Source organism: Streptomyces sp. RP5T (assembly GCF_003933965.1).
Classification (GTDB): Bacteria; Actinomycetota; Actinomycetes; order Streptomycetales; family Streptomycetaceae; genus Streptomyces.
The window spans coordinates 1-11292 of the sequence record NZ_RSAJ01000260.1 but is presented as its reverse complement, the minus strand read 5'-3'; the positions used below and the strand labels follow the sequence as shown (position 1 = coordinate 11292).

The following is an 11292-nucleotide window of genomic DNA, read 5'->3' as shown; positions in this document are numbered from 1 at the left end:
GGCCAGGGGGTGGCGGTGGGAGCGGATCGCGTCCTCGACGGCCTCGCCGGCGACGTCCATCAGTCCGACCCCCTCGCCGGCCAGCATGATCTTCTGCGGCATCGCGAAGTTGGCGATCTGGGCGACCAGGACACCGAGAGCGCGCCCGGCCTCGGCGATGACGCGGGCGGGCATGGGGTCGCCCGCCGCGGCGAGCGCGAGGATCTCCTCGTAGGTGTACTCGCGGCCCGTGGCGGCCTGCACCTGATACCGGATGCTGGGGATGGCGAGCAGGGACACGGCGCTGCCGCGGTTGCCGTCGGGCGTGAGGGGCCCGTTGGGGTCGATGATCCAGTGCCGCCCGAAGCCCCGGTCCTCCTCGGCGTAGGGGACGCGCCGGCCGCCGAGGACCAGGCCGTAGCCGATGCCGGCACCGATGGTGAGGACGACGAAGCGGTCGAGGCCGCGGCCCGCGCCGAACCAGGTCTCGGCCTCGACGAGGGCGGCGACGTCGTTCTCGACGACCACCGGCAGTCCCGTGCGCTCCTCGACGAGTTCCCCCAGGGGGACGTCCCGCCAGTGCAGGAAAGGGGATTCGCCGACCACGGCACGCTCCTGGACGAAACCGCCGACCCCGATGCCGATACCGGCGAGCCGCGGGTAGGCGCCGGCCAGCTCGCTCGCCATCTCGGCGAGCAGGTCGGCGACTTCGGCGGGGTCGTGGCTGGTGAGGGGTCGGTCGTGGCGGGCGACGATCTCGCTCCTGAGGGTGGTGACGACGCCGTAGACCATGTCCTCGGTGATCTTGAAGCCGATGAAGGACCGGGACTCGACGACCACGTCGAGGGGCTGCGAGGGCCGCCCCTGGCGCGCCTCGGCCGCGGTGCCCGCCTCGGGGACCTCGATCAGCAGCCCCGACTCGATGAGCGGTTTGGTCAGCCGGGTGAGGCTGCCCGCGGAGAGGTCGAGGCGGTGGGCGAGTTCGGTGCGCGACAGCGGGCCGTGGACGAGCACCTCGATCGCCACCGAGCGCTCACCGGCGCTCAGGGGTAGCCAGCTGGCGGCAACTGCGGTCATGAAGGTCAGACTCCCACATGATTTCTTTCGCTCTGAAAGCAATGTGACCACATTAGAACCACCGTGGCCCCGCTGAAAAGATGTTCGCAGGCCTCTTGACGCCTGGATTCTTTCGTGACGAAAGTAAGTGGCCGAGGACGAGCCACCGCAGACGAGGGAGTCTCCCGATGACCATCGCCTCCAGCAGCCCGCCGTCGCATCGGCCGCTCCGCGGCACCGAGAGGGCCGGGACCGAACCGGGCACGGACCGCAGCGCGGGCGGGGCGAACGGGGGCGACGGCCGCCTCGCCGCGGTGTTCATCGCCCCGGCCCTGGTGGGCTTCGTGGTCTTCCTGCTGTGGCCGACCCTGCGGGGCGTCTATCTGAGCTTCACCCGCTTCAACCTGCTGACCCCGGCGGAGTGGGTCGGGTTCGCCAACTACGACCGGATGATCCACGACCCCATCTTCTGGGAGTCGCTGAAGGTGACCGTGGAGTACGTGGTCATCAACATCGGCGTCCAGACGGTCTCCGCCCTCGCCGTCGCCGTGCTCCTGCAGCGCCTGACGCAGTCCCCGCTGCTGCGCGGGATCGTGCTCACGCCGTATCTGATGTCGAACGTCGTGGCAGGTCTGGTCTGGCTGTGGATCCTCGACAACCAGCTCGGCATCGGCAACGAGATCATCGCCGGGCTCGGCTTCGACCGCGCCCCCTTCCTCGCCGACGAGACCTGGGCGGTCCCGACGATCGCCCTGATCAACGTGTGGCGGCACGTCGGCTACACCGCGCTGCTCCTGTTCGCCGGGCTCATGGCGATCCCGAACGACATGTACGAGGCGGCGAAGGTGGACGGCGCGAGCGAGTGGCGGATGTTCTGGCGGATCACCATGCCGCTGCTGCGTCCGGTGCTCGCGGTCGTCCTCATCATGACGGTGATCGGTTCGTTCCAGGTGTTCGACACCGTCGCCGTGACCACCGCGGGCGGCCCGGCGAACGCGACCAACGTGCTCCAGTTCTACATCTACCAATCGGCCTTCGGCCGCTTCCAGTTCGGCTACGCGTCCGCGATGTCCGTCGCCCTCCTGGTGGTGCTGAGCGCGATCACCGTCCTGCAGTACCGGCTCACCCGGGCCGGCCAGACCGATCTCGGCTGACCCGGAAGGAGTCGACATGGCTGCCGTGACCACCACCCCGCCCACGACGACACGTGTACGGCCCACCGGGCGCCGCCCCCTCACCCCCGGCCGGGTCCTGGCCTGGACGGCGATGGGGGCGATCGTGCTCGTGACCCTGCTGCCGTTCTACTGGATCCTGCGCACCGCGCTGTCCACCAACTCCGGGCTCGCCGCGCACGCCTCCGACCCGCTGCCGGTGGACCCGACCGGCACCGGATTCGCCCGCGCCCTGGGCCTGGAGTCCACGAAGGACGCGATCGCGCAGGGCGGCGCGGGCGGCGGGCTGAAGTTCTGGCGGTATCTGCTCAACTCGGTGATCGTCTCGACCCTCGTCACCGTCTGCCAGATCTTCTTCTCCGCGATGGCCGCCTACGCCTTCGCCCGGCTGCGCTGGCGGGGCCGCGACCAGGTGTTCGCGCTGTTCCTGGCCGGGCTGATGGTCCCGGCCATCTTCACCCTGCTGCCGAACTTCGTGCTCATCAAGGAACTCGGCCTGATCGACAACCTGCTGGGCATCGCGCTGCCCACGATGTTCATGACGCCGTTCGCGGTGTTCTTCCTGCGGCAGTTCTTCATGAACGTGCCCCGCGAGGTCGAGGAGGCGGCCCTGCTGGACGGCGCCGGAAAGGTGCGGATCTTCTTCCGGGTACTGCTGCCGATGGCGTCCGCGCCGGTCCTGACCCTGGCCGTGCTGACGTACATCACCTCCTGGAACGACTACTTCTGGCCGCTGATGGTGTCCTACAGCGACAGTTCCCGCGTCCTGACCGTGGCGCTGGCCGTCTTCCGGGCCCAGACCCCGCAGTCGGGTGTCGACTGGTCGGGCCTGATGGCGGCCACGCTCATCGCCGCGCTGCCGATGCTGGTGCTGTTCGGGTGCTTCGCCCGCCGCATCGTGTCCACCATCAGCTTCACCGGGATCAAGTGAGGTTCTCCTGATGCGACTTCGTACGCTGACCGCACTGGCCGGCGCACTGGCCCTGTGTCTGACGGGATGTGCGGGGAGCGGCTCCGCCGGGTCCTCCTCGGACACGGTGACGTACTGGCTGTGGGACTCCAACCAGCAGCCCGCCTACCAGGCCTGCGCCAGGGACTTCGAGCAGCGGAACCCGCAACTGCACGTGAAGATCACCCAGTTGGGCTGGGACGACTACTGGACCAAGCTCACCGCGAGCTTCATCGCGGGCACCGAACCGGACGTGTTCACCGACCACATCCAGAAGTTCGGCCAGTTCGCCGACCTGAAGGTCCTCGAACCCCTCGACGACCTCGGCATCGACGAGACCGCCTACCAGCCGGGGCTCGCGGCCAACTGGACGGGCCAGGACGGCCACCACTACGGAGCCCCCAAGGACTGGGACACCGTCGCCCTCTTCTACAACAAGAAGATGACCGACGCGGCCGGGCTCACGGCGGCGCAGCTGGGCGGCCTCGCCTGGAATCCCGAGGACGGCGGCAGCTTCGAGAAGGCCATCGCCCACCTCACCGTCGACAGGAACGGCAGGCGGGGCGACGAGCCGGGCTTCGACAAGAACAACGTCAAGGTGTACGGCCTCGCCAACAACGGCGGCGGGGACGGCGACGGCCAGACCCAGTGGAGCACCTTCACCGCCTCCGCGGGCTGGGACTACACCGACAAGAAGCGGTGGGGCACCGAGTACCGGTACGACAGCCCCGCCTTCCAGTCGGCCCTCAAGTGGTACTTCGGACTGGCGAAGAAGGGCTACATGGCTCCCTTCACCGACTACAACTCCCAGTCCAACCAGGCCAACACCCAGATCGCGGCAGGCAGGGCGGCCACCGCCTTCGACGGGGCCTGGATGATCTCGACGTACGCCGGGTTCAAGGGACTCGACATGCGCACCGCCGTCACCCCCGAGGGCCCCACCGGCAAGCGGGCCACCATGATGAACGGACTCGCCGACTCCATCACCAAGAACGCCCGCAACAAGGAGGGCGCCCGCAAGTGGGTGCAGTACCTCGCGTCGGACGAGTGCCAGCGGACGGTGGGCGGGTACGGCATCGTCTTCCCCGCCACCCCTGACGGCACCGCGGCCGCCGTGGCCGCCTACCGGAAGAAGGGGATCGACGTCACCGCCTTCACCGAGCCGGTGGCGGACAAGAAGGACTTCAGGACCTTCTCCTACCCCATCACGAACTACGCGGCGGACGTGTTCGCACTGATGCACCCCGCCATGCAGGACATCTTCGGCAACGGCAAGTCCGTGACGAGCCTCGACCGGACCAACGACCAGATCAACCTGATCCTCTCGCAGTGATCCCGCGACCAGTGAAGGGCACGCACTTCATGACGTTCTCCCTCGGCATCGTCGGCGCCGGCCAGTTCTCCGGCCAGTTCGCGACGCTGTTCCAGGCCCACCCCGGCGTCGGCGACGTGTACGTCACCGACCTCCTCCCCGAACGCGCCGAGCAGCTCGCCTCGGCGCAGGATCTGGCAGGCACCTTCCCCACGTACGAGGCCATGCTGGAGTCGAAGGAGGTTGACGCGGTCGCGATATTCACCCAGCGCTGGACGCACGGCCCCCTGGTGCTCCAGGGCCTGAACGCCGGCAAGCACGTGTACTCGGCGGTCCCCATGGCCATCACCACCGAGGAGATCGCGGCGATCATCGACGCGGTCCGGGCGACCGGGCTGACGTACATGATGGGCGAGACCAGCCAGTACAACCCGGCGACCGTGCACGCCCGCAACCAGATCGCCGAGGGCGCCTTCGGGCGGCTCTTCTACGCCGAGGGCGACTACGTCCACGACATGGATCTGGGGTTCTACGAGGCGTACCGGTACAGCGGCGGCGAGCGGTGGAAGGAGACCGCCAGCTATCCCCCGCTGCTCTACCCGACGCACTCGGTGGGCGGGGTGCTGGGTGCCTGGCAGACGCACGCGGTGAGCGTGTCGGCGATCGGAGTGGCCGACGACCGCGGGGACGGCGTGTTCGACAAGGAGGTCAGCCAGTTCGGCAACGACTTCTCCAACGCGACCGCGCTGTTCGAGGTGGCGGGCGGCGGTTCGTTCCGTACGAACGAGTTTCGGCGGGTGGGCTACCCCTCCCACATCCGGGAGTCGCGTTTCCGGTTCTTCGGGACCGAGGCGAGCATGGAGCAGCTCGCCACGGTCGCCCTCTGGCAGGACAAGAAGGGCGTCAAGGACATCAGCGAACTCCTGGAGCCCAAGCCCACCATGGCTCCTGACGACCCGTCACTTCAGCACATCGCGCCGGACCTGCGGGCCGCGTTCACGTCCGGGTCGGCGCCGGTGCACGACCGGGCTCGGCTGCCGCGGGAGTTCGACCATCTGCACAACGGCCACGAGGGCAGCCACCACTTCCTGGTGGACGACTTCGTGACCGCGGTCAACACCCGCACCCTGCCGTCGGTGAACGCCTGGGTGGCGGCCCGCTACACCCTGCCGGGCATCGTGGCGCACGACTCGGCACGGCAGGGCGGGGTCAGGCTGGAGATCCCGGACTTCGGGGACGCGCCCGAGGCGTGAGCATGCCGTCGCGCCGGGCGCCTGGGGTCTCAGGTGCCCGGCTTGCGGCCGTACACGAAGACGTCGTCGCCCTTCTTCAGCAGGGACCAGTACTTCTTGGCGTCCTTGGGCGTCATGTTGGTGCAGCCGTGGGAGCCGGGCGGGTTCCACATGCTGAGGTTCACCGAGTGAAAGGCCTGGCCGCCGTCGAAGAACTGGCTGTACGGCATCGGCACGTTGTAGATCGACGAGACGTGGTCGATGTCACGCCAGTAGATCTTCTTCAGGCCGGTGCGGGTCTCGTAGCCGTTGCGGCCGGTGCGGACCGGGACCGGGCCGTAGACGAGGCGGTTGCCGTCCTGGATCCAGCTCAGCTGGAGGGTGAGGTTCACGCAGGCGATGCGGCCCTTGTTCGTCGGGCACTTACCGTCCCGGTTGGGGTTGCTGCCGACGGCCTTCTGCTTGTTCATGAGATCCATCACGCCCCAGGTGACGGATCCCGCGTAGCCGATGTTCGGCGTGATGCCGTGCTTGGTCTGGAAGGCCTTGATCGCCTTGCAGTCGGCGGTGGACTGCCGTCCGTCGACCGGACGGCCGAGGAACTTCTCCACCTTCTTCTGGTACGGCCCCGCCTGCGTGGTGCAGCTCGCCGCCTGTGCGGGCGTCGCGCCCAGCGCGATGGTCAACGGTGCGACGAGTCCGGTGATCCCGAGCGCGACGGCACCCCGTCTGCGTATGTCCCCCATGGCCTGTCCCCTTCGTAAGGTCCTGCGATCTCTGACTGCTAGACGGGTGTGCCTGCCCGATCGTTGTACCGCCAGACCCGCTGGGACGGAACGGTGACAAAGCTCACGACACGGCGCCCCGGTCCGGATGGACCACCGCGTGGAAGCCGGTGTTCACCGCGGTGAGGCCGCCGTCCACGACCAGCGTGGTGCCGGTGATCCACGCCGCGTCGCGGGAGGCGAGGAAGGCGGCCGCGGCGGCGATGTCCTCGGGTTCGCCGACCCGGCCGAGGGGATACAGCGGCCGCATCCCGGCCAGCTCCGCCTCCCGCCCTTCCCAGGCGGAGGTGCGGACGGTGCCCGGGACGACCAGGTTGACGCGGACCCCGCGGGCGGCGGCGTGTCCGGCGAGGGTGCGGGTCAGGGAGGCGAGGCCGGCCTTGGCGGCGCTGTAGGCGTGGTTGCCGAAGTCCTGGAGGCCGTTGACGGAGCCGATGCTGACGATCGCGCCGCGCCCCGAGGCGGCCAGGTGCGGCAACGCGGCCCGCGCGCAGCGGTACGGCCCGCTCAGGGTGATGTCCAGGTCCCGCGCCCACTCGTCGTCGGAGCCGTCCTCGAACAGCGGGGTGTCCGGGGTGCACCGGGCGGCGCAGTTGACCAGGACGTCGAGCGAGCCGAACGCCGTCACGGCGTGGGCGACGGCCGCCTCGACGGCCGTACGGTCCGCCACGTCGCACTCCAACGCCCGGGCGGCGAGGCCCTGTTCGCGCAGACGCGCCGCCGTCGCCTCGACCACGGCCCCGTCGCGGTCGGTCAGCACCACCCGCGCCCCCTCCTCGGCGAGCCTGCGGGCGACCGCCGCGCCGATCCCGCGGGCGGCGCCCGTCACCAGTGCCGTGTGTCCCTCGAAGCGCTCGGTGTGGGTCATGGGCCGAAGATAGCCGCTCGGTGATCAACAGGGCAGATACCGTGCGTCCATGTCCGCGTTCATACAGCAGCTCCCCGCGCTCATCGGCGTCGTCATCGGCGCACTCGGGTCCTACGTGGCGGTCGTGCGGGGCGACCGGGTGCGGTTCCAGCGGGAGCAGGCGGCCCGGTGGGAGGACCGCAAGTTCGCGGTGTACGCCGAGTACGCGCGGACGTTGAAGAAGTCCGTCACGCTGACCTACCGGCTGGCCGCCCACTTCGGCAACGATCCGCACCCGCACCCGCTGACGCCCGAGGAGGCCGAGCCGCAGCTGGCCGAGGCGACGATCGCCCGGGACCCGGCCGGGGAGGCGCTGATCCTGCTCGGCAGCCCCGAGGTGGTGGAGCGGGCGCGGACCTGGGTCGTCGTCGTGATGGAGATGGAGGCCTTCCTGCGCGCCGAGACCCGTGACCCCGCCGCCTGGCAGGAGCTCATGGACCGGCAGCGCGCCGGGCGCGAGGGGTACTACCGGTCCGTCCGGGAGGATCTCGCGCTGCCGCCGGGGCACTCGGCGCGCTGGGCCCTGACGTCGGCCGCCGACGCGCCGCCTCAGCGGTAACCGGTCACGTCCGCCGGCTTTCCCGCGTCCTGGACCTCGACGAGATACCGCCAGGCATCGGGGCGGCTTCCGTCCAGGTCGGTGAAGCCGTACGTCCGGGCGAGCGAGCCGCTGTCGAGGGACTGGCCGTTCCAGCGGGCCACGTCGGGGTCGGCGGCCAGGGCGGCCACCGCGCGGCCCACGTAGCGCGGGGTCTCCGAGATGGCGAAGTGGGGGACGCTGTCGAGGGCGTCGCGCCAGTTGTCCTCCCGCACCCCGAAGGTGTCGAGCATCATCTCCGAGCGCAGCCAGCCCGGCGTGAGCGCGAGGGCGGTGGCGCCGCGCGGGCCGAGTTCGTGGCCCAGGGAGAACGCCATGCGGATGACGGACGTCTTGGCGAGGTCGTAGAAGAAGGAGTTGCGGTAGTTCTCGCGGTTGTAGGCGTCGGTTCCGTCGGTCATCTCGACGACCAGACCGCCGGACCCGCGCAGCAGCAGGGGCAGGGCGTGGTGGCTGGTGATCGCGTGCGTGTCGATCGCGAGCCTGAGCAGCCTGAGGCCGTTGTCGAGGTCGTGCTCCCACACCGGGGTGTCCCACCCGAAGAGGTGCTCGCCGCCCCAGATGTCGTTCACGAGGACGTCGAGGCGGTCCTGCTCGTCGCCGATGCGGTCGACGAGCGCGCGGACCTGGGCCGGGTCCAGGTGGTCGGTGGGTACGGCGATGCCGTGGCCGCCGGCCGCGGTGACGAGGTCGGCGGTGTCCTCGATGGTCTCGGGGCGGTCGTAGTCGGAGCGGCGGGCGCGGGTGCTGCGTCCGGTGACGTAGACGGTGGCGCCCGCCGCCCCCAGTTCCACGGCGATCCCGCGGCCCGCTCCCCGGGTGGCTCCGGCGACCAGCGCGACCTTGCCCCGCAACGGCTGTGACATGTCCGACCTCCTGCTGTGCACGATGTTGCATCGAGCATGGCCGGGAAGTCGGACAACCTCTGTCGTGATTTACGGGCAAGTCATCCGGTCGCGCGCAGTTTCTCGTCCAGGGTGTCCAGATCCGGCAGGAACCAGATGTGTCCGCCCTGGTTCGTCTCGTGGACGAAATCCCGGAGGGCCGTGCTCTCGTCGACGTGCCGGGTGACGTCACCGACCACCGCCAGGCGCACCTGGTAGGTCACGAACTTCTGCATCACCGCGCCCGCGACACCGGACCGGAGCCGGAAGAAGTCCTCGGCGACCCGCGCCACGGGTACGGCGACCACCTGGGCGTCGCGGCCCATCGCGTCGCCGATCAGGTCGAGGGCGGCCCGCTCGCCGTCCAGCGCCGGTCCGTCGGGGGCGCAGTGCAGGACGTTCACACCACCGCGGTGCACGACTTCGTCAGTGGCCACGGTCGATCCATTCCTGGAGGTGCGGAGCCTCGGCGCCGATGGTGGTGGGGTCGCCGTGACCGGTGAGGACCTTCGTCTCGGGCGGCAGGGTCAGCAGCCGCTCACGGATCGAGTCGATGATCGTCGGGAAGTGGGACCAGGAGCGGCCGGTGGCGCCCGGGCCGCCCTGGAAGAGGGTGTCGCCGGTGAAGACGGTGCCGAGGCCCGGGTCGTACAGGCAGACCGCGCCCGGCGCGTGCCCGGGGGTGTGCAGGACCTGGAGGTCGATGCCCGCGGCCTCGATGACCTGGCCGTCGCGCAGATGGCCGTCGGGGTCGCGGTCGGGGTGGGTCTGCTTCCACAGCGGCAGGTCGTCGGGGTGCAGCCAGATGGTGGCGCCGGTGCGGTCGGCGAGGGCGGGGGCGGCGTCGATGTGGTCGTTGTGGGCGTGGGTGCACACGATCGCGGTCAGCCTGCGGTCGCCCACGGCCTCCAGGATGGCGTCGGCGTCGTGGGCGGCGTCGATGACGATCACCTCGTGGTCGTCGCCGACGATCCAGACGTTGTTGTCGACGTCCCAGGTGCCGCCGTCGAGGCTGAACTGCCCGGAGGTGACGAGGCGTTCGATGCGGGCGGTCATCAGAGCACCACCACCGAGCGCAGGACGTCGCCGTGGTGCATGCGCTCGAACGCCTTCTCCACTTCGTCGAGTCGGATGGTCTCGGTCACGAACGCCTCCAGGTCCAGGCGGCCCTGCAGATGCAGGTCGATCAGCATGGGGAAGTCGCGGGAGGGCAGACAGTCGCCGTACCAGGAGGACTTGAGCGAGCCGCCGCGCCCGAAGACGTCGAGGAGCGGCAGTTCCAGCTTCATCTCCGGCGTCGGGACGCCGACCAGGACGACCGTGCCGGCGAGATCGCGGGCGTAGAAGGCCTGCTTGTACGTCTCCGGGCGGCCGACGGCCTCGATGACGACGTCGGCGCCGAAGCCGCCGGTCAGTTCGCGGATCGCCTCGACCGGGTCCGTGTCCTTCGAGTTCACGGTGTGGGTCGCGCCCATCGTGCGGGCCTTCTCCAGCTTCCGGTCGTCGATGTCCACGGCGATGATCTTCGCCGCGCCCGCGAGGTTCGAGCCGGCGATCGCCGCGTCGCCGACACCGCCGCAGCCGATGACGGCGACGGTGTCGCCCCGGCCGACGTTCCCGGTGTTGATGGCGGCGCCGATGCCCGCCATCACTCCGCAGCCGAGCAGGCCCGCGACCGCGGCGGAGGCCGACGGGTCGACCTTGGTGCACTGTCCCGCGGCGACCAGCGTCTTCTCGGCGAAGGCGCCGATGCCCAGGGCCGGCGAGAGTTCGGTGCCTCCCCCAGACTTCGTCCGGGAGGTGCCCCCAGTGAGGGTCATCCGCTGCTTCGCGTTGTGGGTGTTGAAGCAGTACCAGGGCCGGCCGCGCAGACAGGCCCGGCAATTGCCGCACACGGCACGCCAGTTGAGGATCACGAAGTCGCCGGGCGCGACCTCGGTCACCCCCTCGCCGACCGACTCCACGACACCGGCGGCCTCATGGCCGAGGAGGAACGGGAACTCGTCGTTGATCCCGCCCTGCTTGTAGTGCAGGTCGGTGTGGCAGACCCCGCAGGCCTGCACCTGGACGACGGCCTCCCCCGGTCCCGGATCGGGCACCACGATCGTCTCCACCCGCACCGGCTCGTCCTTGCCGGGTGCGATCACTCCGCGTACCTCCTGCGCCATGGCCCTGACCCCTTCGTTCGCCCGGTGTACGTCCCTCCGACCCTACGCGTGACTGATCAGTAACGGCACCGGTTCCGGGTGCGGCGAATACCCCTGGCGGTATCTCCGCCAGGCGGTCGGCCCTCGCAGCGGACGGGGCGGGCCGCCTGGACGTACGCCCACAAGGACTACGGGACCGGCGGCCTGGGATTGGGCCGGGCCACGGTGGAGGAGGCGCAGGAGCGGTCGGGGGGCCGGGGCCGTACTCCTC

The 11292-nt window shown here is 70.0% G+C and carries 12 protein-coding genes; 5 read left to right on the top strand and 7 right to left on the bottom strand.

Features of this window, described 5'->3' with window-relative positions; genetic code table 11:
• Window positions 1-1056 (bottom strand): ROK family transcriptional regulator (locus tag EHS43_RS24975; protein ID WP_148104089.1); only part of this gene is annotated, 1056 nt, incomplete at its 3' end.
• A gap of 167 nt (window positions 1057-1223) precedes the next feature.
• On the opposite strand from EHS43_RS24975, the gene EHS43_RS24970 reads away from it, so the two are divergent.
• The 4 genes from EHS43_RS24970 to EHS43_RS24955 are packed head-to-tail and all read left to right on the top strand — an operon-like array spanning window position 1224 to window position 5721.
• The gene (locus tag EHS43_RS24970; protein WP_125193002.1) at window positions 1224-2189 is read left to right on the top strand and encodes a carbohydrate ABC transporter permease; all 966 of its coding nucleotides are present in this window, start codon (window positions 1224-1226) and stop codon (window positions 2187-2189) included.
• Between the two features lie 16 nt (window positions 2190-2205).
• Window positions 2206-3138, top strand: a complete 933-nt coding sequence (locus tag EHS43_RS24965; RefSeq protein WP_125193001.1) for a carbohydrate ABC transporter permease — start codon at window positions 2206-2208, stop codon at window positions 3136-3138.
• A 10-nt stretch (window positions 3139-3148) separates the two neighbouring features.
• Window positions 3149-4489, top strand: a complete 1341-nt coding sequence (locus tag EHS43_RS24960) for a sugar ABC transporter substrate-binding protein (RefSeq protein WP_125193000.1) — start codon at window positions 3149-3151, stop codon at window positions 4487-4489.
• A 29-nt stretch (window positions 4490-4518) separates the two neighbouring features.
• Entirely contained in the window at window positions 4519-5721 is a 1203-nt protein-coding gene (locus EHS43_RS24955) for a Gfo/Idh/MocA family protein (RefSeq protein ID WP_125193003.1), read from the top strand.
• A gap of 29 nt (window positions 5722-5750) precedes the next feature.
• Here the strand turns inward: EHS43_RS24955 and EHS43_RS24950 are convergent, their stop codons facing one another.
• Together EHS43_RS24950 and EHS43_RS24945 are read right to left on the bottom strand one after the other, a co-directional pair.
• Complete coding sequence (locus tag EHS43_RS24950; RefSeq protein WP_125192999.1) at window positions 5751-6446, bottom strand: L,D-transpeptidase family protein; 696 nt, start codon at window positions 6444-6446, stop codon at window positions 5751-5753.
• A 103-nt stretch (window positions 6447-6549) separates the two neighbouring features.
• On the bottom strand, window positions 6550-7353 hold the full coding sequence (locus EHS43_RS24945; RefSeq protein WP_125192998.1) for an SDR family NAD(P)-dependent oxidoreductase: 804 nt from the start codon (window positions 7351-7353) through the stop codon (window positions 6550-6552).
• Window positions 7354-7402: 49 nt separating this feature from the next.
• Between EHS43_RS24945 and EHS43_RS24940 the strand changes: the two genes are divergently transcribed.
• The gene (locus tag EHS43_RS24940) at window positions 7403-7951 is read left to right on the top strand and encodes a hypothetical protein (RefSeq protein WP_125192997.1); all 549 of its coding nucleotides are present in this window, start codon (window positions 7403-7405) and stop codon (window positions 7949-7951) included.
• Here the strand turns inward: EHS43_RS24940 and EHS43_RS24935 are convergent.
• The 4 genes from EHS43_RS24935 to EHS43_RS24920 form a co-directional block, all read right to left on the bottom strand.
• Window positions 7942-8856 (bottom strand): SDR family oxidoreductase, encoded by a 915-nt coding sequence (locus EHS43_RS24935; RefSeq protein WP_125192996.1) that lies wholly within the window; start codon window positions 8854-8856, stop codon window positions 7942-7944. The two genes, EHS43_RS24940 and EHS43_RS24935, sit on opposite strands and share 10 nt — an antisense overlap.
• 80 nt (window positions 8857-8936) lie before the next feature.
• Window positions 8937-9311, bottom strand: a complete 375-nt coding sequence (locus tag EHS43_RS24930) for a DUF4180 domain-containing protein (RefSeq protein WP_125192995.1) — start codon at window positions 9309-9311, stop codon at window positions 8937-8939.
• Window positions 9301-9930 carry an MBL fold metallo-hydrolase gene (locus EHS43_RS24925; RefSeq protein ID WP_125192994.1) on the bottom strand — a complete coding sequence of 210 codons (630 nt, stop codon included), beginning with the start codon at window positions 9928-9930 and terminating at the stop codon, window positions 9301-9303. The genes EHS43_RS24930 and EHS43_RS24925 overlap by 11 nt, the downstream gene beginning before the upstream one ends.
• The gene (locus tag EHS43_RS24920) at window positions 9930-11042 is read right to left on the bottom strand and encodes an S-(hydroxymethyl)mycothiol dehydrogenase (protein ID WP_125192993.1); all 1113 of its coding nucleotides are present in this window, start codon (window positions 11040-11042) and stop codon (window positions 9930-9932) included. Before EHS43_RS24920 ends, EHS43_RS24925 begins: the two co-directional genes overlap by 1 nt.
• Window positions 11043-11292 lie beyond the last annotated feature (250 nt).